Raw genomic sequence first — 23,655 nt, 5'->3', positions numbered from 1 at the left:
AGTATGTGTAAAAGTGGGTAAAGGCATTTTAGGGAATGTAAACAAACTCTATTGCTTCTGATGATTTCTTGTCGGCATACAAAATAATCTGTTCTACTTTGTCATTGATTTTGAACCTTAAAGCAGTGGTATTTGCTCCTTCTTTGCCTGTATTGTTGGCAAAAATGGTCAGAATATTCTTGCTATCGCTTTCCAAAGAAATATCTAGTAGCTTAGGCTTGTTGGTTAATAGATGTTTTTCTAAAATATATTTCCCATTAAAACATACCGAAACAATATCTCCATCTTCATTTTCGTGGTCAAATAATTCTAGCGGTAATACCAACGAATGAACTACAAATTGTTTTTTTACCAATACCTCGCGTTGCATATCACAAAATTGCCTTTGGGTTTTGTGTTCTCTGATTGGGCGTGAAATTTGCTTTATCGGTAAGTTATAACTCATTTGAAAACCAAGGTAGCCAACATCTTCGGTAATAATATTTGCACCAGTAGGATTATTCCCTTGGTAGCCAATAATGGTATTTTCAACCATTTTATCGAACGGAATCCCAATTCTGATACCAAACGACAACGACCGCATATCGTCGGCTGGTCGCCAAAAGGTTTTGCCTAGTTCAAGCGTAATCATATTACTTTTGGGCTGTGTGATATGGCTTTCAATACTAAACCCTTGTCCGTTAAAAACCCAACTATCATTGTCTTTGGCCGACTTGCTATATAAATTGAGCGTTCTAGCCCCTAGTTCTATGTAGTTGCGCATTTCGCCCAAACCCCGCCGACCTTTCGAGGCCGATGTGTACATTATACCAACCGAGTAGCCCGTTGTAGCGATGGTATTATGCCAAGAGGCCGCTTGTTTGTTTTTGATAAAAAACTGATAGGGGCTATCGAGCGAATAGCTATGCGGTGATTGCGAATAATGAATCCCTATTTCTGCTTTGAAAATATGATTGTTTTTGAGAAGCTTGCTATAATTAACGCCCAAATCAAACGAGCCTACTAGCCCATAAACTTCGGTAGACCCCTGTTTATTGACCCGAAAATTGGCAGGAAGCGAAAAAAAAGGATAAGGGAAATTCGCCATAGGCTGCTGCCCATAGCCATCGACCGAGCGAATAGATTGCGGAAAACCCAATGTAACCAAAGAGGCTGAAGGTTTTATACCAATCGTCGAAATACCTTGCTTATACGAAAGCTGGGCTAGTGACTGAAAAGACACCAACAATATCAACCATACAAGTAATAGTAGGTGTCGCATAGAAAAAAGGGTTATTGAATATTGAACAACCTAAAGTGCTAAGAAGCAAGGTAAATGGCAAAAACGTCAACCATTGTAAATCGTTAATCTGAGGTATTATTTGATTCTTTCGGGGTTTTCGTTGACAAATGCCCCCCAGCCTTTTTTAGTACCCTTATTGGTAGGCATAATATTGTTGCCATGAAAATGATGACATACCGCAATACCAAGGGCATCGGTGGCATCGAACATCGTAGGTTCAAGTTTCATTTTCAAGAGGTGGTCGAGCATACTGGCTACTTGCTCTTTTGAAGCGTTACCATTGCCCGTTACCGACTGCTTAACGGTTTTGGGCGAGTATTCAACAATAGGAATTTGTCGAGACAAAGCCGCCGCCATAACCACCCCCTGAGCACGCCCAAGCTTGAGCATCGACTGAACGTTTTTTCCAAAAAAAGGAGCTTCAATTGCCATTTCGTCGGGCGTGAATTCTTCGATGATACCTATGATTCGTTCATAAATTTTCTTCAATTTCAATTCTTGGGTAGTATATTTGCTAACATTAATTACCCCATACTGTAAAACAGATATATTGCCTCGTTGTACCAAAATGACTCCGTAACCCATAAATCGAGTACCGGGGTCAACTCCTAAAATAATTTTCTCTAATATTTCTGCCATAATTTGGGTTGCATTTTTCTTTAAAATCCAAAAGAAAACTTGCCAAGTAAATGATTGATGAATACAAAGGTAAACATTAAACCGTGTAAAATATTGATAGATTCTCTGATAAAATCGCCTAAAAAATGGATAGTAGGACTAGGCAAAATCCTTGTTTTCGTAGGGATTCTTTGGGCTTTACAACAGAAATTCGCTGAAAAACAACAAGGTATAGCCGATTTACTAGGTGCTTTGTCACAAACTTGGACACTCAATAATGTTTTGGCTTTTGTAGCCGTTTTTGTATTAATGCTGGTCAATTGGGGCTTAGAGGCCAGAAAATGGCAATTATTAGCCCAAAAAATAGAACCAATGTCTTTCTGGGCAGCTTATCAGTCGGTGTTATTGGGCCTGTCGTTGAGCTTTATTACGCCTGCCAACATGGGCGACATTGCGGGACGAATCTGGAAACTCACCCACAAAAACCGCTCGGCTAGTATTGGGGCTATATTGCTAGGCAATGCCTTACAATTTTATGTGTCGCTGGTATTGGGCTGTGTGGCATTGTGGCGTTTAGTTGCTCAATTTCATCTTTGGAACAACCTAGAAGGTATCGTATTGGGCTGTTGTGGACTATTTTTTATGGTGCTTTTGGGGTTATATGTAAGTCGCAATGCCCTGAGTCAATATTTGAGCCATGCCCGTTGGTATAGTTATCTTCAACAATATTTTTATATCATAGCTACATATTCATGGTCAGAAATTATAAGTACTCAATGGATTGCTTTTTTGCGTTATCTTACTTTTAGTGTACAGTTTGTGGTTGTTTTGAAGATTTGTCATGTCGATTTGCCCTTGCTAGACCTACTTACTGTGGTATCATTGGTATTTTTAAGCAAAACCATAATTCCCGCTTTTAACTTTATCAGCGATTTGGGTATTCGAGAATTTTCGGCGGTTTATTTCTTTACTTACTACCATGTCAATGTGTCTGCCGTAGTATCGGCAACCCTCAGCCTGTGGCTTATCAATATCTTATTGCCAGTGGTGGTTGGGGGTGTATTTGTTTTTACTATTGCCAAAAAATGATTTTTATACCTCTTATCAGTATTCTTGGATTATATGCGTTGCTCAATGGCGTTTTGCTAGGAGTTTGGTCAAAATATGTACTGCTTTGTTCCCCCAAAAACAGGCGTGTACCCAAAGATACCAAAGTCTCGGTTATTATTCCTGTACGCAACGAAGCCGCCAATATTCTCAACTTATTGGCCGATTTGAATCAACAGCAATATCCCTTATCGTTGATAGAAGTTATTGTGGTAGACGATGCCTCTACCGACGGTACAGATACTTTGGTAAAGGCTTATATTGCAAAGGCAAAATATCATTTACGGTTGCTTTATTCAAGCAATCAAACCAATACTTCCCCCAAAAAGAGGGCTATTTCCCAAGCCATTAGCGAAGCCACAGGCGAATTGATTATCACAACCGATGGCGATTGTAGGGTTTTGCCTCGTTGGGTTTTGGGCATTCAGCAATTTTATAGAGCCAAAAATGCCCAACTAATCAGTGCCGCAGTAACTTTTGAGCAGCATGATTCGCTTTGGCACAAAATCCAAATTATTGAGTTTGCCAGTTTGATTGGTGCAGGGGCTTGTGCCATGCTGGCGAAGCGACCCAATATGTGCAATGGTGCCAATTTGGCCTATTCCCAAAAGGCATTTTGGGAGGTTGATGGTTTTGTTGGTAACGAACAACTGGCCTCGGGCGATGATGAGTTTTTGATGCACAAAATAGCCCAAAAATATCCTAACGATGTTTATTTTTTGACCAACCCCGATACCATCGTAAAAACCAATGCACAACCAACCTTAAAGGCTTTTTATCAACAACGCAAACGTTGGGCTAGCAAATGGAAATATTATAACGACTGGAAAGTAACGGCTTTAGCCATATTTATCTTTTTAGCCAATGCCTTTTTTATAGGCTCGATAGTACTTTTTGCCTTAGAAAGTATCAATTTGGGGCAACTCATCATTGCTATTTTGCTAAAAGGAGGTATTGAAATAGTCTTTTTATCGGCCATGCTGATTTATCTAGGCTACGCTCGCTTAATAGCCTATATTCCTTTGGTACAGGTGATATATCCATTTTATGTTACTTTTTTTGGATTAATTGCTCAAGGAAAAGGGTATAAATGGAAAGGGAGAAATTTGGAATAGTATTTTTGTAAAAATTTTGACCAATACAACTTGCGGTATGTTTATTTACAAAACCAACTTCTTGATGCGGGCGGTGTATCCCGAAATGACTTGGCGTATACCAAGTACTTCACCAAGCATTTATTTGACCTTCGATGATGGCCCTATTCCAGAAGTAACCGAATTTGTGCTAGAGACTTTGTCTGCATATCAAGCAAAAGCAAGCTTTTTTTGTATTGGCGACAACATCAGGAAGCATTCCGATATATTTCGGAAGGTTGTAGACAATGGGCATTTGATTGGAAATCATACCTTTAATCATTTGAATGGCTGGAAAACCGACGATACTTTGTATTTTCAGAATTTTCTGGAATGTGAGCATATTATTAAAACAAGTTCTTTTGTACAAAACCAAGATAAACCCAAGTTTCGGCCACCTTATGGGCGTATAAAAAAAATACAAGCCCAAAAGATTATTCCTACCCATGAAATTATTATGTGGGATGTCCTAACAGGGGATTTTTCAAAAGATTTATCGCCCGAACGAATTTTACAAAAATCTATTCAATATACCGAAAGCGGGTCTATTGTGGTATTTCACGACAGTTTGAAGGCTGAAAAAAATATGCGATACGCTTTACCAAGGTTTATAGAATATTTCTCTGAAAAAGGATTTGTCTTTAAAACCTTATAGCTTTGTCGAAATATTATAGAAAATAGTCAATTGAGCAGGTTCATGAATAAGAAATATCCAAAAATCAGTATTTGGATTGCAGCAAGAAATGAGCAAGAAAATATCTTATCATGCTTGACAGCGATAGATGCCTTGGATTACCCCAAAAGCCAAATGCAGGTGCTTATTGGCAACGACCAGTCGGAAGACAATACGGCACAGCTTGTCAGTGATTATGTGGCTAATAAGCCTTATTTTGAACTTATTAATATTCACAAAACTATTAATGGACAACGTGGGAAAGCAAATGTATTGGCTAATTTATATGAAAAATCAACGGGTAAATATTTTCTGATAACCGATGCCGATGTTGTTGTTAATCCTGATTGGGCTAAAGGTATGATTCGGCATTTTGAGGAAAATCCTACGATTGGGCATCAGGTTGGCGTTACGGCTATTAGAGGTACAACAATAGGGCATCATTTTCAGTCGATAGACTGGCTTCATGCTTTGACTTTGTTAAAAATAGCTGCCACTATCAAACTACCCTTGACAGGTCTTGGCAACAATTCGGCTATAAGTCGACAAGCTTACGAAAGTACAGGAGGGTATGCCCAAGTACCTTTTTCTATTACCGAAGATTTTGCCATGTTTCATGAAGTAGTGAAGCGGGGCTTTGGTTTTAACAATGATATTAATCGTCAGGTATTTGCCCAAACGCTTCCAATGCCTACGCTCAAAGAGTTTTTGCATCAACGCAAACGTTGGATGGTTGGGGCGTTGCAATGTCCTTGGTGGATTGTTCTGTTGTTGTTTTTACAAGCTCTATTGTTACCTATTTTGGGGGTAATTGCTCTATTTTTTTCATGGAAAATAGCCCTATTGATTTGGTTCTTGAAATGGCTCAACCAAACCATAACAGTACTGCCCACTATCTTGATTTTGAGGCAATATCACTTAATAAAACATCTTTTTTTGTACGAACTATACGCCAATTTTTGGCAAATAACCATGATTCTTTTCTATTATTCGCCTGTGGCAGTCAACTGGAAAGGACGTATTTATCAATAAAACAGCTAGCCTGTTGTTCAGAAACCAACTAATATAATGAATCAGTTTAATATTATAGAAACCCATGCACATATTTATGACGAGGCTTTTGCTGAAGATAGGGATAGTATGTTGCAAAATGCGTTCAATGCTGGTATTCAAGAAATATGGATGCCCAATTGTAACCTAGAGTCGATCGGTGGTATGCTGGCTATTGCCGAGCAATACCCTACGCAATGCTTGCCAATGGTTGGGTTGCACCCATGTTATGTCAAAGAAGATTTTGAAAAGGAATTAGCAGCCATAGAAAGCTATTTGGCTAAGGAAAAATTTATTGCAATTGGCGAAATAGGTATGGATTTGTATTGGGACAAAACCTTTGTGGCTCAACAAGAAGAAGCCTTTTTGATTCAATGTCAGTGGGCAAAAAAATACCAACTGTGGATAGATATTCACTCAAGAAATGCTTTTCATGAAACGGTTGCTTTAATAGAAAAAAATGCCGACCCTTATTTAAAAGGTATATTTCATTGCTTTTCGGGTACGGTTGAAGATGCTCAAAAAGCCATAGAATTAGGGTTCTTATTAGGAATTGGTGGTGTAGCAACCTTCAAAAATGGGGGCTATGAAAAACTTTTGCCTCATATTTCTTTAGAACATATTGTACTCGAAACGGATGCTCCTTATTTGGCACCAGTACCGTATCGTGGCAAACGCAATGAACCTGCCTATTTGCCGTTAATTGCCCAAAAGGTAGCCGATATTATGGCTTGCGATGTTGCTCAGGTTGTAGCTCAAACAACCCAAAATGCCCTAAAACTTAATAGTAAGCAATAGCATAGTTAAGGGCCACATGGTACGTAAGGGTCTGTGGAGTGAAAGTAACGTGTTGTTTATCAAGTGTATGTAAATTATGTCAAACTAGAATACTATCATCAACAACAACAAAATACCTTATGTATAAGACTATTAAAATTAAAACAAAAGCCGACGGAAAAGACGATGCCAAAATACTTGTGATTTACACAGGAGGTACATTAGGAATGGTGTACGACCACCGTTCGGATGGATTAGTACCTTTCGATTTTGCTCAAATTCCCGATAATTTGCCTGAAATGGGTAGATTAGACTTTGAAATAACGGTATTAACTTTTGAGAAGTTATTAGACTCTTCTAATATTACACCTTCTGTATGGATTAAATTGGCAGAAATAATTGGACAAAAATACGATGAGTTCGATTCTTTTGTGATTTTGCACGGAACAGATACGATGGCTTATTCGGCATCGGCTTTGAGTTATTTGCTCGAAAATCTCAATAAACCTGTGATTTTTACGGGAGCTCAGTTGCCTATTGGTGTTGCCCGAACCGATGCCAAAGAAAACTTTATTACTGCTTTAGAGATTGCAGCAGCCAAACAAAACAACCGCCCTGTCGTTTCGGAAGTTTGTATTTATTTTAATTCGGTACTATTGCGTGGCAACAGAGCCCGCAAGCACGAAAGTGTACAATTCAATGCCTTCGAAGCCGAAAATTATCCAGTGTTGGCCGAAGCTGGTGTAAAAATTGAATATAATCATCCTTTTATTAGGCATTACAAACAAAATGTTAGCCTCAAAGTGCATAAACATTTGGATGAAAATGTGGTAATATTAAAGTTATTCCCGGGTATTTCAGAAAAAGTTGTGAAATCAGTATTACAGATCGAAGGACTAAAAGGGGTGGTTTTGGAAACCTACGGAGCAGGAAATGCCCCAACCGACGAATGGTTTTTGAAACTTATTAAAGAAAGCCTTGATAGCGGTATCGTGATTTATAATGTTTCGCAGTGTAACGGTGGACGTGTAACCCAAGGCCGTTACCAGACTAGCCAGTATTTGCAAGAAATAGGCGTAGTAAGCGGTGCTGATTTAACAACCGAAGCGGCAATAACTAAAATGATGTTTGCTTTTGGGCAAAGTAATGACTTGGAAGAAGTAAAAAGGATTTTGAAACAGCCTATTGCTGGAGAAATGTCGTAAGACTTCCTTGCAAAATATCAGCCAATAACCCTTTTAGTCTATTTCTGTCTGAATGAATTCAGGCTCAAATAGGCTAGTGGGGTTGTCAATTGAAAGCTTTTTCTCTTTCAAAAACCACCTACTTGTCCTGTTAAAATACCATTTTTTAAAGAAATACTTGTATCTTGACGACTGTTTAAATCTTGAAAATAATTAATAGTTATTCATGATACTAAATCCTTGGTTGGTTGCAGGTTTGTTACTTGTCAGTATTTGTACTATTGTATTGCTGAGTTCGCGATATAAATGGAATACCTTTTTTGTATTATTAATGGTAGCCATGTTGGTTGGCCTTTTTGCTGGATTTTCGGGCGAAGATGTTATTGGTCATATCAAAGCGGGCTTTGGACATACCTTAGAAAAAATCGGTTTATTGATTATTTTAGGTACTACTTTAGGTATTATTTTAGACAAAACTCATGCTACATTGAGTTTGGCCAATTACATTCTTCAGAAAACAGGCGAGCAAAACGCTGGATTAGCCATGACCCTCATAGGCTTTGTGATTGGATTACCTATCTTCTGTGATTCGGGTTTTATTGTACTTAGTGGTTTGTTGTTCTCTATCAGTAAGCAGGTTCAAAAATCCCATATTTTACTCACAATATGCTTGGCAGGGGCGTTGTATGCTGTACATTGTCTTGTGCCACCACACCCAGGTATCACTGCTGCCGCTGGGCAAATGGGCGTAGATTTGGGTACAACCATGTTATTAGGAACACTTTTGGCTATTCCAAGTACAGTTGGTACATATTTTTGGGCAAAATATGCCAATACACATTTTAGTTATAACGACCCAATCGTGACTGATTCTACAAATTTTGTGCCTTCCAAAACTATTTTACCGCATCCCTTAAACGCTTTTTTACCTATTATTGTCCCCATTATACTTATTGCCTTGAAATCCCTTTTGTTGCTGAATCCTGTGGTGTTATCCCCTCAAATACTCCACTGGACTAATTTTTTGGGCGAACCAGTAGTGGCATTATGTGTTGGTATCGTGTTTTCAATGAGTTTATTCCCCAAAATCGAAAAAGTTGTTTTGAATAAGATTTTAGAGGAATCTATCGAAAAAGCAGGACCTATTTTGGCTATTATTGCCATTGGCGGAGCATTTGGCGAAGTAATCAAGATGTTGGATCTAGGAAAAGTTTTTGGTCAAGGCGTTGCCGAATTAGGTATGGGTTTATTTATTCCATTTGTGCTAACGGTTATTTTCAAAACGGCTCAAGGGTCGTCGACAGTGGCTATTATTTCGGCCACATCTATTTGTTTACCTTTATTACCCAGTTTGGGGCTTACGAGTGACTGGGACAAACAGCTCGCTCTTTTGGCAATGGGGGCAGGCTCAATGATGATTTCGCATGCCAATGATGCTTATTTTTGGGTAGTTTCTCGTTTTGGAAAACTAGAAACTTCTTTGGCTTTGCGGACGTATTCTGTTATGAGTTGCTGGATGTCTTTGATTACTTTTGCTGGAGTTTATATTTTGTATTGTTTTTTTCGATAAACAACAATGTCTAGGTATAAAATTTTTTATTCATCTCATAACATTCTCAGTACGTTAGGTGATTTTTTAAATAAATTTTGTTTGCTAATATTTGTTAAAACAACTAATTTGCTGACAAAAAAATAATTAACAAACGCATGAGAGCAATATTGAGAAAATTTGAGGAGAAACGTCCTGAAATTGTATTTGAATGGAAAGATTCCGAAACCGAAGCCGAGGGCTGGGTAGTAATAAATTCTTTACGAGGCGGAGCCGCAGGTGGAGGTACACGTATGAGAAAAGGACTAGATAAGCGTGAAGTGGAATCTTTGGCAAAAACAATGGAAGTGAAATTTACGGTATCAGGCCCTCAAATTGGTGGAGCAAAATCGGGTATCAATTTTGACCCAAACGACCCTCGTAAACATGGTGTTTTGGAGCGTTGGTACAAAGCGGTTTCGCCTTTACTCAAAAACTATTATGGCACTGGTGGCGACCTCAATGTAGATGAAATACACGAAGTAATACCTATTACAGAAGAATATGGCCTTTGGCATCCACAAGAAGGCATTGTCAATGGGCATTTGAAGGCAAATGAAGCTCAAAAAATCAAACTGATTGGGCAATTGCGTCAGGGTGTGTCTAAGATGATCGAAGACTGGGACTATACACCCACTTCTGCCCAAAATATCCATAAATATACGGTTTCTGACCTAATTACTGGCTATGGAGTGGCCGAGGCCGTTAGGCATTATTATACGCTTTGGGGAGGCAAACTTACCCAAAAACGAGCAATTATTCAGGGTTGGGGCAATGTTGCGGCTGCGGCTGGGCTAAATTTGGCAAGAATGGGCGTAAAAATCGTGGGGATTATTGATAGAAATGGAGGGGTTTTGTGTGAAGAAGGACTCGATTTGGCGGCTGTAAAAGAACTGTTTTTTGCCAGAAAAAACAATGCTCTGGTTTCCGAAAATATGTTGTCGTTTGAGGAAATCAATGCTAAGATTTGGTCGATACCTGCCGAAATATTTATTCCAGCGGCGGCTTCCAGAATTGTGACACAGCCGCAAGTAGAACAGATGATTGCTGCGGGGCTTGAAGTGGTTTCGTGTGGAGCTAATGTACCATTTAATGACCCTGAGATTTTTTATGGGGCTACTATGGAATATACCGATGCCCATGTTGCACTGATACCCGATTTTGTAGCCAATTGTGGAATGGCTCGGGTTTTTGCTTATCTGATGTCCGACACGGCACAAGTTACAGACAAGGGTATTTTTGAAGATGTATCTGCCACTATCTATAAGGCTCTGAACGACCTACATTTGTGTCATACCGATAAAAAATATTTAGCTCAAGAACTATATAAAATTGCCTTAGAAAAGTTAGTTTAGTGAGTTGTGAATTAGTGATTATGTAAGTTGCGAATTTTAAATAGCTTGGAGGACACAAGCTCCTAAAATGATATTTTTGTTCAATCGTCAATAATCACTAAATAAATACCAAAACCGACTATGAAATTATTATGGAATCCAAGCCTTGAATGTATCGAAAACAGTAATTTAAGGCTATTTATGAATTATTTAGCGTCTGAAAAGCAACTGATGTTTGATGATTATCAAGCCCTTTGGCAATGGTCTATCGACAATCCAGAGGCTTTTTGGCAAATATTCTTGGCCTATAGCCAAATTCATTATCAGGGTGTTTTTGACCATGTGATTCAGGGAAAAATGCCACATACGGTATGGTTTGAAGGTATTACACTTAATTATGCCGAGCATATTTTTGCTTATCAAACCACCACACAACCCGCTTTACTGTTTCAGTCAGAAAGAGAAACGTTACAGGCTATTTCTTGGAATACACTGGCTACTCAAACCGCTTCTTTTGCCTATTATTTAAAAAGTATTGGTGTTCAGAAAGGCGATACTGTTTGTGCTTATATTCCCAATATTCCGCAAGCTATTGTGGCCTTTTTGGCTTGTGCGTCGATAGGGGCAATTTGGTCAAGTGCCTCGCCAGACTTTGGGGCAAATAGCGTTGTTGAGCGTTTTGCTCAAATTGAACCTAAAGTTTTGATTGCAGTAAATGCCTACTCGTATGGAGGAAAGGTATTTGACAAAGTACCTGTGATTGAGGAATTAATACAGAAGTTACCAACCCTTCAGGCTACTATTGTTATTCCATATATCAATGATATTCAGGGTGTTGAAAATACCGTTTTGTGGGAGGATACCATGCGTTTTTTAGCAGAACCTTTGGTGTTTGAGCCTCTTGTTTTTAATCATCCCTTGTATATTTTGTATTCATCTGGAACAACAGGTATTCCCAAGCCTATAGTACATGGACATGGGGGGATTCTTCTTGAACACAAAAAGTATTTGCTTTTTCATAACGATGTCAAAGAAAAAGAAAACTATTTCTGGTTTTCGACAACTGGCTGGATGATGTGGAATTTTTCGGTATCTGTACTTTTTACAGGTGCAACCTTGGTATTATATGACGGTAGCCCGGGGTATCCAAGTATGAATACTCTGTGGGAATTGGTAGCCAATTTGCCAATACATCATTTTGGGACAAGTGCCGCCTTTATACATGCTTGTATGAAAGCCGATATATTTCCCAATCAAATATTAGATTTTTCTGCATTACGCTCTATTGGTTCTACTGGCTCACCGCTGTCGCCCGAAGGTTTTGACTGGATATATCAACATGTAAAATCGGATGTGTGGTTGGCTTCTATTTCGGGAGGAACAGATGTTTGTACGGCATTTGTTGGGGGTAATCCTATGTTGCCTGTTTATGAAGGCGAAATCCAGTGTATTGCTTTGGGGGTTGATTTACAAGCTTGGGATGAAAACGGTCGGCCTTTGCATAACCAAATAGGGGAAATGGTAATTACAAAACCCACACCTTCAATGCCTATTTTCTTTTGGAACGACCCTAATTTTGAGCGTTATAACGCTAGTTATTTTGAAGAATATCAAGGTGTGTGGCGACATGGCGACTGGGTAAAAATTACAGAACACAATACCCTTATTATTTCTGGGCGTTCAGATGCTACCCTTAATCGAGGAGGTATTAGAATAGGAACTGCCGAGATATACCGTGCCGTAGAAGCATTACACTTTGTAAAAGATTCCTTGATTATTCATTTAGAAGCCCAAGACTATATGCCCTTGTATGTAGTTTTGCAGGAGGGTTTTGAGCTTTCTAACGATACGATTGCTAAGATTAAACAAACCCTAAAAGAAGCTTATTCGCCAAGACACGTACCCGACGAAGTGATTCAAGTAGCTGAAATCCCCTATACGATTTCGGGCAAAAAACTGGAATTACCTGTCAAAAAGTTATTACAAGGCAAACCTTTTGAAAAATCTGTAAATATTGGTGCAGTAAGAAACCCTGAAAGCTTACGCTTTTTTATGCAGAAAAGAGTTAGTTGACGCACAGGTAGGAGTCGAGATTTTTGGGATAAGAATAAATCCTGAAAATCTCGACTCTTGCCAATTCTAATTATTTAATGGTATTGCTCAAATACTCACATTCATCAACAACCGCTTGCTGAATGTCTTTGATATAGGCTTCGTCAAAAAAAGCAATATCCTCAAGTTTTTTGGTTAACCTTACCAATTCATTGAAACTTACCGTTAGGGCTGTTCCTTTTAATTTATGAGCCAAAGATTTAATAGCATGAAAATCTTTGTTATGAATAAGCGTATTCAGGTCTTTGAGCATAGGCTGAAACTGGCTGATAGCCAAAGGAACTAAATCCTTCACGAGTTGTTCATCATTACCGAGGCGTTCGAGCAATGCCTCGTAATCGAAATGTTCATTGGTTTTGTACTCTGGCAATAACGGTACAATGGTTTGTTGGGTCTGAAATACCCATTTATCCAGCGATTTTTCGAGTGTTTCTTTCAATACGGGTTTGGTAATATAATCGTCCATTCCTGCCTCAAGACAACGTTCTTTTTCGCCCATTACAGTACCCGCAGTAAGAGCAATAATAGGTACACGTACACCTTGCTCGATAGCCCTGATGGCTGTTGCCGCCTCGTAGCCATTCATTACAGGCATCTGAATATCCATATAAATAATATCTGGCTGATGCTGCTTAAATAGTGCTAAAGCTTCAGCACCATTGCCAGCTTTCAAAAGCGTTGCATTAGGCACCACTTTTCCAAAAATCGTTGATGCCAATAACATATTGACAGGGTTGTCTTCGGCCAAGAGTATTTTGATAGATTTGTCCAAATTATTGGTAGTATCCATAGGTATTTCCTCAATAGAATTTATGGCTAATGGGGGCGTTGAATTTTGACCTATTTTGGCCAAAGACTCGTATATCTGTTGGATTTTAATAGGTTTTACTAAGCGTTGTTGTACTTGTAACTCTATACAGGCTGTGTTGACGTATTCATCGTCGGACGAACTGTAGAGTAATATAATCGGTTGATTTTCAGGAGAAATGTTTAGTTTGTGTCTGATATTTCTGATAGTTTCGATGCCATCTAAATAGGGCATGTGATAATCCATCAGAATAACATCGAAATGATGCCCAGCTTTGAGTTTTTCGAGAGCATCAATCCCGTTTTTTGCCGAAACCGTTTCAATATCTTTCAAGGCCAACATTTCTTGTAAAATAAGGCGGTTATTGTCGTTATCGTCGACAATTAGGGCATTTTTTATAGAAATGGTGTTATCAATACTAATAGGATCGCCCTGTTCTGAATGGAACGCTACATCAAAATAAAAAGTACTTCCTTGGCCAGGCGAACTAATCAATTGGAGTTTGCTATTCATCAAAGCCAAAAGCTTATTGGCAATGGTAAGCCCCAAGCCAGTGCCACCAAATCGACGAGTGGTAGAGGCATCTTCTTGAGAAAACGCTTCAAATATTTTTTGCTGACTTTTGGGTTCGATACCCACGCCCGTATCACGCACCGAGAACCTAAACAAGGTAAGCTGATTGGGTTGGTTTTCGAGTACTTCTACCTTTAGTTCTATTTCGCCTTCTTGGGTAAATTTTACGGCATTGCCTAGTAAGTTGACCAAAATTTGACGCAAACGAATAGGATCTGCCAAAATAAATCGGTTGACTTTTGGCGAAATATTCAAAAGCATTTCTAGGTCTTTTTTATGAGCTTGGTATTTTATCATATCGGCTACCTGACCGCCCAATTCGAGTAAATCCGTTTTTTCGGGCGATAGCTCCAGTTTTCCTGCTTCAATTTTGGAGAAATCCAAAATATCGTTGATAATATCGAGCAGCGAATTGGCCGATTGAAATACCGTAGACATGTACTGTTTTTGGGTATCATCGAGCTTGGTTTTCATCAATAAATCCGTAAAGCCAATTACGCCATTGAGTGGTGTTCTGATTTCGTGGCTCATATTGGCCAAAAATTCAGATTTAGATTTGCTAGCAGCCTCGGCTTGTTCTCTGGCACGGAGCAATTCCTGTTCTACTTCTTTACGAAGTGTAATATCACGGATAACAGCTTGGACAACCGTACTGCCGTTGATAGAAATAGTATTGAGAAGCACCTCGCAAGGAAACTCCGCATTATTGTCTATTCGTTTGTGAGTAAACTCAAAAATACACGAGCCATCGCTTAAAACCTGCTGAGTAGTTTTGTTGATAAGGGCCTCGGAGGTTTGGCCGTCGGGCTGGTATTCGGGCGAAAAATATGTAGGTTTTACACCAAGAACAGCATCTTTATTGGCTACACCAAATAGTTTTAATGCCGCAGGGTTACAATCAATAAGCCCACGAACGTCGTACAAAATAGCTGCATCGGTCGTAAAATCGAATAAACTACGGAATTTTGATTCTGAACGAATAATAGATTCCTCATTTTGCTTACGTTTGGTAATATCTTGCAGATAGCCATGCCAAAGTACGCTATCGGTAAGGCGTTCGGGCGATGATTCTGCTCGCATCCAACATATTCCTTTTTGTGGCAAAATCACCCGAAACTCATGCTCCCATTTTCTAAATTCAATTAGAGCCTCTCGCATACTTTGCACAACAATAGGATAATCATCTGGATGAATTCTTTCAAAGAACTTTTCGGGATGCTCTTTCAGTATTTCGGACGATACATCATAAATGTTGTTGATACCCTCCGAAACGAAAGGAATCGACACTTCTTTATTATTATTGACCTGCAACAGGTATAATGCCCCTGGTACTTGTCTGGAAAGCTTGTTTAGTAAATTAGCCGATTGTAAGCTTTGTTCTTGGGCTTGTTTGAGGATTGTAATATCTTGAACAACCCCATAAAGGCGTTTACACTTGTTTTCGTGTAGCTCGGCTTTACCGATAGCCCTAATCCATTTGGAATTACCTTTTTCGGTGATAATTTCTAGCTCAATATCAAATGAAGTACCCTCCGACAATCCTGTTTCTATGGCATTAATAACATGCTCACGTGATACTCCTTTATAATAATAAATACTTTTATTGAAATGTGGAACAAAATCGGGGGCAACCTCAAATATCTCACGGGTTACTTTCGACCAGTACAACGTTTTATCGGTAGGATTCATTTCCCAGCCACCTACCAAAGCCACTTCATTGGTTTGTTGAAGCATTTCTTTGGTAAAACGTAGTTCGTCTTCGTCTCTTTTTCGCTCGGTAATATCACGTTCTACTGCAATAAAATTGGTACAAATCCCATTTAGGTCAAAAACAGGGTTAATAGTAATATCGAGCCAATATTTTACACCTTGTTTGGTATAATTCAATATAATTTCGTTGACGCTCTCTTTACGTTGAATGTGCTCTCGGATACGTTGAATGGTTTTAGGGTCTGTTTCAGGGCCATGGAGTAGTTGTGATGGCTTTTTACCATAAGCTTCGGCTAGGGTATAGCCCGTCATGCGTTCGTAAGCACTATTTACCCATGTTATTTCGCCTTGGGCATTGGCAATAATAATCGAATCGGTTGTTTTTGAGGCCACAAGTGCCAATTCTTTGAGTTTCTCTTCGGTAGCTTTTCTTTCAGTAATATTGTGGTTGGTCAAAATAATATTACCACTAATCGGGTCAAGATTGAGGGCTGTTCTACACCAAAGCCAAGTACCATTTTGATGACAAATACGGTGTTCGATACTTTGGGCTGGTTTACCTGTTTCGACAGCCTGCAAAACGGCCTGCCAAAAAGACTCTTGGTCGTTGGGATGAATAAATGTTTGAAAAGACTGCCCAATCGTACTTTCGGTAGAATAGCCATAAGTTCTCTGCCAACTATCTGACAAATAGGATATTTTCCCTTTTGGCGTAATACAAAGTAGTATGTCGCTCATGTTGGAAATTAGTACCGAAAGGTCGTTTTGAACACGCATTTTTTCGGTAATATCAAAACCCGTACAAAGAATCTCATATACATTTCCTTGTGCGTCGGTCTGCCCCGAAAATTCCCAATAATTGGTAATAATATCGTCGGTTTTGTTGGGTTTTCGTAAAATAACCTTGTGCGAAACATTGGGCTGAGCAAAACACAAGGCTACGGTATCAATACATTTCTGGTGGTCTTCGGGAATAATATTCATTAAGGCATTTTTACCTAGAATATCCTCTTCTTTAAAACTAAAAATATCACAAAAGTATTTATTCACAAATGAGTAATTCCCCTCCAAGTCGGTTGTAACAACATAAACTGAGCGATCTTTGATAATACTATTTAGGATTTGTGCTTTTTGAGTACTAATTGCCTGATTATTAGGTGATTGGTGGAACGTAACCAAAGCCCTTGAAGGGGTGCTTTGATGCTCGGGAATAGTAAAATACTGATAGACAAAAGTTAAGGTTATACCATTTTTTTGGGTAAAGGTTATGCTCTGTACTGGATTGGGGCTTGTCGAGTTGATTGTACTTTGTAGAATTTGTCCCCATACAGCCTGCAGTTCGGTTGTATCGTCGTTGGCATAACCTAGTAAATTTATAAAAGCTTGATTAACCCAAACTTCATTGGGTTGTTCTAAATTACAATACCACAAACCGTGATATGTATTTTCTGTCAAGAGGTCAATAAAACGGTTATCACGCTTGATAAGCTCGTTAAATTCCTTTTTTAAATAACTCATTTGTTTATAATTATTTATGTGTTAATGGTTAGTTTTCTTTGAAAATAGGCTGCTGTTATGAAACAGATTATATCGTTGTGCTTTCATATTATCGATTAGGTTTTCAAATAGGGTTTGAAAATATGCGCTATAAGTCATACTATTCGGTTGGAGGAGTTCTAGCAAATGCTCGCCCCAAATCATGTCTTATCGGCCAAGGCACAGAAATGCCAAGGCGTATGATGGGGAGAGTTAAATTAATTTCTACTTAGTGATGATTTTTTCAATCCTATTGAAAAAATATAATTTGAAGAAGGGCAATAACATTTTTCAGAAGTATTGCTAGCAATTTAGTATTTTTTGCTTAACTATCAAATGATATTTATCCTTAAAAAAGGAAAACCTACTGATTGATAGATAAAATTTGGATTATATCCTTGATATACAATTGTTTTGAAAGCCTTTTTTTATAAAAAAAAGCTTTCAATATGTAGCATTATACCAAAAAACGTTGAATCTGTATTGGATTTTCGATAAGGTTGGTCGTAACGTGTTGGTGGTCTTTGAAATTAAATACTTGCCCATCATTACGTACCAATGTTAGTAAGGTCAAGTCAAGCTCGGCAATAAGCCAATCTTCTTTTTGAGGAGTAAGGGTTGCGATAATACCTTCTTGAGGAAGGTTTTTGTCGGGTGTACAATAACACGCAGCAAAGCCATAGTTAATATCTACAGCTGGCGACCAAAGGGCGTTGCCAACAGTCTGAGAAACAATGGTATATATTTGGTTTTCGAGGGCCCTCGCTCTTGCACCCACATGTACACGGGTGGCCCCCCTGAGGGTTTCGGTACAACTTGGCGAAAATACTACATGAGCTCCTGCTTGGCTGAGAAGCTGAGAACCCACACTAAATTCTACATCATAACAAATTTGAATACCAAAGTTTCCCCAATCAGCCTCAAACACCTGAAGCGTTTTTGTGCCACTCTGAATACCCCATTCTTCGTTTTCAAAGCGTGTCATAAATAGCTTATCCTGAAACCCGACAAGGCCCTTTGCTGAAAAAACAAAAGCTCGATTGATAGCTTTGTTTTGCTCGATAACAGGCAAACTAGGAGCAACAATAGTAACTTGATATTGTTTGGCTAGGGCTTCAAATACGGTACAAAAATCGGCCTTTAGGGTGTCTAATTCCTGTACTTGTTGACGCAGATTAGCTCGTATTTCAGCCGAAAAAATACTTACGAGTTCCATCGCTCCATATTCAGGAAAAACTAATACTTGTGCTTTTTGTTGAACAGCTTGCTGCACCCATTTTTCTATATGAGTACGCCATTGGCTAAAGCTAGCGTGTTCGGTAATAGGATATTGAGCCGAGGCAACTTTGAGGGTCATGGTGGTGATAGTGAAAAAATTAAGGTATGAATTGGGTACTTTATTTCAGCAAAATACAAAGAGGTTGAAACACTATCACAGCCCCAAAGGGATAATACTGATAGTACTTTTGAATTAAGCAATTGGGCGGAATAACAATTACTTATTCACAGCTCCTTTTTCCAATAAATCATGGGTTTTGTAGTGAATTCACTTTGACCGATGTCGGGCCATGATAATTGGCTAATAAGGGTAGGTACTTGCTGGTAGCCTCTTTTTAGCCAAAAAGCATCATTGGGTCTATAGTTGTTGGGCTTTAAAGGGTGATTATTGCCACGGTCGACCGAACAGAAATACGTACTTTGGTAAGAGCCAAAGCTTTGGGCATGAGCTTCTCTTTCATCAAAAAAGCGATGACCAAGGCCTAAGCCACGAAATTGTGGTAATAGCAAGCTCTCGCCAAAGTAAAAAATCTTTTGAATATCAATTGCTTGTTGCAGAAAAGGCAAAATAATTTCGGGCACCTCGTCGGCTAAGGGAATACAAGTAGTAGCACCTATCATCTGTTCTTGATAATATACCGCAAACAACATTGCTCGTTGCGATTTAGCATATGTTTGTAGATACTCTTTTTCATAATCTATTTGCCCTTCGTACAAATAAGGGTAATCTCTAAAAACGCTTATTCTAAGCTGTGCTAGGTCATCAAAAGCACTGGCAATATCTGCCCCTATTTTAGTTACAAAACAAAACGATTCCATAAAAAACATTGCTTTAAACGGTAGTCCACAGTACTTTAGGTGCTATGGACTACAGCTATTTACTTAGATACTAGCTCTATCCAAAGAGGAAGATTATAATACGTAGTTACTCGGCTAATTTTGCCGTCTTTTACAGCCAAAAACGCTCCCGCAGGCAACACATACGTTTGATTATGAGCTTCTGGTAGCCCTTCTTCTCCCTTTTTGTAAATACCATTTACCACAAATTCAACGGCTACACGGCTGTCAGAAGGTTCAGCAAAGAAAACCATATCGGTAAGTGTTTCTTCGTAAGACTCATCCATTTTTTGTAAAAATTCAGTAAATTTTTCTATACCGATTCTTACATCACCTTGGTTAGCCTCATGACGAACCTCGGGGTGTAAAAGAGCCAACATTCCGTTCCAATCTTTGTTATTAAAACAAGTATAGTATTGTTTTACAAGGTCTAATGAAGTCATTTGTTTATTTTTATCAATTAGTTGAAAAATAAAAAGAAATACTTTTTTATAACATAAAGCTTCAAATTTAACTTATCGTGTATATATTTCGTTCATTTGATGTATTGAATGCCTCATTTATTACCAAAGGAGAAGCGTTGATATACTAAAGGGCGTTTTTATTCAAACATTTGTCATGCTCATTACAATAACAAACAGAGTTTGCTCACTAATCAGTTATGTTTGGGGTATCATAAAAGTTTGAAATTGCTGCAATATTATTCTGTAGTATAATTAAAGGATTGTAGGATTAGTGTTGGATATACGTTATCTTTTTGTCTTAGTGTTTTTATTGGTTTGCAAAATTATTCACTAGTCACATAAGTTAAAATAGCTTCATAATAAAAGAGTAAATACTTTTGAAACAGCCTTGAGGCAAGATAAAAACCGAGCAACAGATTTATCTTAAAGGTTGTCTCATAACTACAAAAAAACAGTCAAATAGCATTAATATATTAACCCAGAATTAATGAATGAAAGTTGATTTTTTGTTTTTAATTACCCACTTTCGCCATTCGTTCTAAATTACCCATCATCAACTTTTATTCTATGGAGTCGAGAAGAGAATTTATTAAAAAAGCGTCGTTATTGGCTAGTGGAGCAGGTTTGCTAGGAATGTTACCACCGTCAATACAAAAGGCCATGGCTATCAATCCATCGGAGGGGAGTACCTTCTGGGATGCCGAGCATGTAGTAATATTGATGCAAGAAAACCGTTCTTTTGACCACTGTTATGGTACTTTGCAGGGCGTTCGGGGTTTTAATGACCCACGGGCTATTACCTTGCCTAGCAAAAATAAAGTGTGGCTTCAGGCCAATACAAAAGGCGAAACTTATGTGCCTTTTAGGCTCAACCTGAAAGACTCCAACGCTACATGGATGAGTTCCTTGCCCCATTCTTGGGAAAACCAAGTGGATGCCCGAAACGATGGTAAATATGACAAGTGGCTAAGTGTGAAGCAATCGGGTAATCGTGAATACCGCAATATGCCCCTTACGTTGGGGTATTATAACCGTGAAGATATTCCATTTTATTATGCCTTGGCCGATGCTTTTACGGTATGCGACCAAAACTTCTGCTCGTCGCTGACAGGTACTACGCCTAATCGGTTGTATTTGTGGTCGGGTACAATTCGGGAGAAACATTCTTTTGAGTCTAAAGCTCATGTAAAAAATGAAGATGTTGATTATGACAAATTGGCCAAATGGAAAACTTTTCCAGAAAGATTAGAAGAGAATGGTATTGCTTGGAAAATCTACCAAAATGAAATTAGTTTATCAACGGGCTTGGAAGGCGAAGAGGACTCTTGGTTGTCGAATTTTACTGATAATCCTATCGAGTGGTTTGAGCAATATCATGTGAAGTTCTCGCCAGAATATTACCAATATATTCAAAAAATGGAGGTGTCTTTACCTATCGAAATTGCTAAGCTAGAGAAGGAGTTAGCTGGATTGGAGGCTAATAGCAAGGAGTGGGAAAAGGTAAACCGAACCTTGAATCGTAGAAAAAATTATTTGGATATTGTAACATCGGATTTGGAAAAATGGAAACCAGCATATTTTGAGAATTTGACGACTTTCCAAAAGAATATTCATCAAAAAGCCTTTACCAATAATCGTAACGACCCGCATTTTCATGAACTGATGTCGCTCGAATACGAAGATAATGGTACAAGCCGCAAAATGGAAGTACCCAAAGGCGATGTTTTACATCAGTTCAGAAAAGATGTAGCAGCCAATGAGTTACCGACAGTGTCGTGGTTGGTTGCTCCCGAAAATTTCTCAGACCACCCTGGTGCTCCGTGGTATGGTGCTTGGTATGTTTCGGAAGTAATGGATATTCTTACCCAAAACCCTGAAGTTTGGAAAAAGACTATCTTTATTTTGGCCTATGACGAAAACGATGGTTATTTTGACCACGTTCCGCCATTTGTTGCACCACATCATACCAAACCCAATACAGGAAAAGTATCGTCGGGTATTGATACCTCCGTTGAGCAAGTAAATTTGGCACACGAAAAACAAAGAGATTACGATAATCCCGACAAAGAAGCTCGTGAAGGCCCAATAGGATTAGGCTTCAGAGTTCCCTTGGTAATTGCGTCGCCGTGGAGTAGAGGAGGCAATGTGTGTTCCGAGATTTTTGACCATACCTCGGTGATTCAATTTTTGGAAAAATTCTTGGGTCATAAAACCAAGAAGCATATCAAAGAAACTAATATTACCGAATGGCGAAGAACCGTTTGTGGTGACCTAACGTCAGTTTTTAAGCCTTATAATGGTGATAAAATTTCTTTGCCAACTTTTGTTGATAAAGAACCTTTTATTCAGTCGGTTCACAAAGCTAAGTTCAAACAAGTGCCTGCTAATTTCAGACCTTTGAAAGATGATGAAATTAAGCAAATCAACGAAGCCCCTGCTTCGTCTGAGCTAATGCCCAAGCAAGAAAAAGGTATCAGAAAGGCTTGTGCTTTACCTTATGAATTGTTTGTAGAAGGTAGCCTGAGCAAAGATGGAAAGCGTTTTGAGGTAACATTCGAGGCTTCCGACAAAGTGTTTGGGTCAAAGTCGCAGGGTTGTGCTTTTGTGGCTTATATGCCAACTGAGTTTGCTAAAAAGAACGAAAAAGGCGAAATCTTAGGCTACGAGCAGGTAAGTACTCGTAATTATGCCGTAAAGCAGGGAGACCAACTGGAGGATACTTGGCTGATAAGTGACTTTTTGGATAAAAATTATCATGTCGATGTTTATGGCCCTAATGGTTTCTTTAGATCTTTTAAAGGTAATGCTTCTCAACCTAAGGTAGAGGTATCGTTGCAATACCAAACTACTGAAAAATCGAGTAAAGAGCTGACTGGTAACGCATTATTGGTATTGAAAAATACAAGTAAACAAACGATTTCGTTTGAGGTTACAGACTTGGCTTATCAGACGGACAAGAGATTGGTAGAAGTAGCACAAGGAAAAACCGAAACGGTATTGCTTGATTTATCAAAAAGTCATAATTGGTACGATTTCTCAGTAAAAGTAGCTGGCAATAGTACATTTGAAAGACGTTATGCAGGCCATGTCGAAAATGGTAAAGAAAGCTACACCGACCCAGCTATGGGACAAGTAGTAGGGGATTCTGGTCATTGAGTGGGTTAGTTTATTGAGTGATTTAGTGATTTAGTGATTTAGTGATTCTGTTCGTTGAGTGATTGAGTGAGTTGTGATTTAGTGATTCTGTTCATTGAGTGAGTTGTGAGTTAGTGATTCTGTTCATTGAGTGAGTTGTGAGTTAGTGATTCTGTTCATTGAGTGAGTTGTGAGTTAGTGATTCTGTTCATTGAGTGAGTTGTGAGTTAGTGATTCTGTTCATTGAGTGAATTAGTGAGTTAGTGAATTAGTGATTCTGGTCATTGAGTGATTTCGTGAGTTGTGAGTTAGTGATTCTGTTCATTGAGTGAGTTGTGAGTTAGTGATTCTGTTCATTGAGTGAGTTGTGAGTTAGTGATTCTGTTCATTGAGTGAATTAGTGAGTTAGTGAATTAGTGATTCTGGTCATTGAGTGAATTAGTGAGTTGTGAGTTA

16 protein-coding genes are annotated in these 23,655 nt (G+C 38.7%); 10 read left to right on the top strand and 6 right to left on the bottom strand.

What is annotated here, in order from left to right; all coding sequences use genetic code 11:
- Positions 1 to 28: 28 nt before the first annotated feature.
- On the bottom strand, positions 29 to 1,261 hold the full coding sequence (locus tag FLEMA_RS68450) for a hypothetical protein (RefSeq protein ID WP_044171344.1): 1,233 nt from the start codon (positions 1,259 to 1,261) through the stop codon (positions 29 to 31).
- Positions 1,262 to 1,357: 96 nt separating this feature from the next.
- Positions 1,358 to 1,921 (bottom strand): crossover junction endodeoxyribonuclease RuvC, encoded by a 564-nt coding sequence (gene ruvC, locus FLEMA_RS68445; RefSeq protein WP_044171343.1) that lies wholly within the window; start codon positions 1,919 to 1,921, stop codon positions 1,358 to 1,360.
- A gap of 93 nt (positions 1,922 to 2,014) precedes the next feature.
- Here ruvC and FLEMA_RS68440 point away from each other — a divergent pair, with 93 nt between their 5' ends.
- The 9 genes from FLEMA_RS68440 to FLEMA_RS0113090 all read left to right on the top strand — a co-directional run bounded on the left by FLEMA_RS68440 (position 2,015) and on the right by FLEMA_RS0113090 (position 12,819).
- Complete coding sequence (locus FLEMA_RS68440) at positions 2,015 to 2,989, top strand: lysylphosphatidylglycerol synthase domain-containing protein (RefSeq protein ID WP_159102683.1); 975 nt, start codon at positions 2,015 to 2,017, stop codon at positions 2,987 to 2,989.
- Positions 2,986 to 4,122, top strand: a complete 1,137-nt coding sequence (locus FLEMA_RS0113160) for a glycosyltransferase family 2 protein (protein ID WP_026997719.1) — start codon at positions 2,986 to 2,988, stop codon at positions 4,120 to 4,122. Before FLEMA_RS68440 ends, FLEMA_RS0113160 begins: the two co-directional genes overlap by 4 nt.
- Positions 4,123 to 4,159: 37 nt before the next feature.
- On the top strand, positions 4,160 to 4,795 hold the full coding sequence (locus tag FLEMA_RS0113155; RefSeq protein ID WP_026995590.1) for a polysaccharide deacetylase family protein: 636 nt from the start codon (positions 4,160 to 4,162) through the stop codon (positions 4,793 to 4,795).
- A gap of 42 nt (positions 4,796 to 4,837) precedes the next feature.
- On the top strand, positions 4,838 to 5,845 hold the full coding sequence (locus FLEMA_RS0113145; RefSeq protein WP_044171339.1) for a glycosyltransferase: 1,008 nt from the start codon (positions 4,838 to 4,840) through the stop codon (positions 5,843 to 5,845).
- Between the two features lie 36 nt (positions 5,846 to 5,881).
- Complete coding sequence (locus FLEMA_RS0113135) at positions 5,882 to 6,661, top strand: TatD family hydrolase (protein ID WP_044171337.1); 780 nt, start codon at positions 5,882 to 5,884, stop codon at positions 6,659 to 6,661.
- A 119-nt stretch (positions 6,662 to 6,780) separates the two neighbouring features.
- Positions 6,781 to 7,845: an asparaginase gene (locus FLEMA_RS0113125; protein WP_044171335.1), complete on the top strand. Its 1,065-nt coding sequence runs from the start codon at positions 6,781 to 6,783 to the stop codon at positions 7,843 to 7,845.
- 205 nt (positions 7,846 to 8,050) lie between these two features.
- Positions 8,051 to 9,394 (top strand): GntP family permease, encoded by a 1,344-nt coding sequence (locus FLEMA_RS0113110; RefSeq protein WP_026995587.1) that lies wholly within the window; start codon positions 8,051 to 8,053, stop codon positions 9,392 to 9,394.
- A gap of 137 nt (positions 9,395 to 9,531) precedes the next feature.
- Positions 9,532 to 10,767: a Glu/Leu/Phe/Val dehydrogenase dimerization domain-containing protein gene (locus FLEMA_RS0113095; protein ID WP_026995586.1), complete on the top strand. Its 1,236-nt coding sequence runs from the start codon at positions 9,532 to 9,534 to the stop codon at positions 10,765 to 10,767.
- 120 nt (positions 10,768 to 10,887) lie between these two features.
- The gene (locus tag FLEMA_RS0113090) at positions 10,888 to 12,819 is read left to right on the top strand and encodes an acetoacetate--CoA ligase (RefSeq protein WP_026997716.1); all 1,932 of its coding nucleotides are present in this window, start codon (positions 10,888 to 10,890) and stop codon (positions 12,817 to 12,819) included.
- Positions 12,820 to 12,889: 70 nt separating this feature from the next.
- Here FLEMA_RS0113090 and FLEMA_RS76105 read toward each other — a convergent pair whose 3' ends face one another.
- From FLEMA_RS76105 to FLEMA_RS68420, 4 genes are all read right to left on the bottom strand, one after another.
- Positions 12,890 to 17,467: a PAS domain-containing hybrid sensor histidine kinase/response regulator gene (locus FLEMA_RS76105; protein ID WP_052354068.1), complete on the bottom strand. Its 4,578-nt coding sequence runs from the start codon at positions 17,465 to 17,467 to the stop codon at positions 12,890 to 12,892.
- Positions 17,468 to 17,942: 475 nt separating this feature from the next.
- A complete protein-coding gene (locus FLEMA_RS68430; RefSeq protein ID WP_044171333.1) occupies positions 17,943 to 18,842 on the bottom strand; it encodes a carbon-nitrogen hydrolase family protein in 900 nt (299 codons plus the stop codon).
- A gap of 146 nt (positions 18,843 to 18,988) precedes the next feature.
- On the bottom strand, positions 18,989 to 19,582 hold the full coding sequence (locus tag FLEMA_RS68425; RefSeq protein ID WP_044171331.1) for a GNAT family N-acetyltransferase: 594 nt from the start codon (positions 19,580 to 19,582) through the stop codon (positions 18,989 to 18,991).
- 59 nt (positions 19,583 to 19,641) lie between these two features.
- Complete coding sequence (locus FLEMA_RS68420) at positions 19,642 to 20,043, bottom strand: nuclear transport factor 2 family protein (protein ID WP_044171329.1); 402 nt, start codon at positions 20,041 to 20,043, stop codon at positions 19,642 to 19,644.
- 588 nt (positions 20,044 to 20,631) lie between these two features.
- On the opposite strand from FLEMA_RS68420, the gene FLEMA_RS0112860 reads away from it, so the two are divergent.
- On the top strand, positions 20,632 to 23,220 hold the full coding sequence (locus FLEMA_RS0112860) for a phosphocholine-specific phospholipase C (RefSeq protein WP_026995580.1): 2,589 nt from the start codon (positions 20,632 to 20,634) through the stop codon (positions 23,218 to 23,220).
- Positions 23,221 to 23,655 lie beyond the last annotated feature (435 nt).

It is taken from the genome of Flectobacillus major DSM 103 (genome assembly GCF_000427405.1).
Lineage (GTDB): Bacteria > Bacteroidota > Bacteroidia > Cytophagales > Spirosomataceae > Flectobacillus > Flectobacillus major.
The sequence above is the reverse complement of the archived record's forward strand: the minus strand, read 5'-3'. Positions and strand labels throughout refer to the sequence as shown.

Bases quoted from the DNA above. Each gene is read 5' to 3' on its own strand.
- FLEMA_RS0113160 (WP_026997719.1), top strand. From the start codon at position 2,986: ATGATTTTTATACCTCTTATCAGTATTCTTGGATTATATGCGTTGCTC.
- FLEMA_RS68450 (WP_044171344.1), bottom strand. From the start codon at position 1,261: ATGCGACACCTACTATTACTTGTATGGTTGATATTGTTGGTGTCTTTT.
- FLEMA_RS0112860 (WP_026995580.1), top strand. From the start codon at position 20,632: ATGGAGTCGAGAAGAGAATTTATTAAAAAAGCGTCGTTATTGGCTAGT.
- FLEMA_RS68430 (WP_044171333.1), bottom strand. From the start codon at position 18,842: ATGACCCTCAAAGTTGCCTCGGCTCAATATCCTATTACCGAACACGCT.
- FLEMA_RS68425 (WP_044171331.1), bottom strand. From the start codon at position 19,582: ATGGAATCGTTTTGTTTTGTAACTAAAATAGGGGCAGATATTGCCAGT.
- FLEMA_RS0113135 (WP_044171337.1), top strand. From the start codon at position 5,882: ATGAATCAGTTTAATATTATAGAAACCCATGCACATATTTATGACGAG.
- FLEMA_RS0113090 (WP_026997716.1), top strand. From the start codon at position 10,888: ATGAAATTATTATGGAATCCAAGCCTTGAATGTATCGAAAACAGTAAT.
- FLEMA_RS0113125 (WP_044171335.1), top strand. From the start codon at position 6,781: ATGTATAAGACTATTAAAATTAAAACAAAAGCCGACGGAAAAGACGAT.
- FLEMA_RS0113095 (WP_026995586.1), top strand. From the start codon at position 9,532: ATGAGAGCAATATTGAGAAAATTTGAGGAGAAACGTCCTGAAATTGTA.
- FLEMA_RS0113110 (WP_026995587.1), top strand. From the start codon at position 8,051: ATGATACTAAATCCTTGGTTGGTTGCAGGTTTGTTACTTGTCAGTATT.
- FLEMA_RS76105 (WP_052354068.1), bottom strand. From the start codon at position 17,467: ATGAGTTATTTAAAAAAGGAATTTAACGAGCTTATCAAGCGTGATAAC.
- FLEMA_RS0113155 (WP_026995590.1), top strand. From the start codon at position 4,160: ATGTTTATTTACAAAACCAACTTCTTGATGCGGGCGGTGTATCCCGAA.
- FLEMA_RS0113145 (WP_044171339.1), top strand. From the start codon at position 4,838: ATGAATAAGAAATATCCAAAAATCAGTATTTGGATTGCAGCAAGAAAT.
- ruvC (WP_044171343.1), bottom strand. From the start codon at position 1,921: ATGGCAGAAATATTAGAGAAAATTATTTTAGGAGTTGACCCCGGTACT.
- FLEMA_RS68420 (WP_044171329.1), bottom strand. From the start codon at position 20,043: ATGACTTCATTAGACCTTGTAAAACAATACTATACTTGTTTTAATAAC.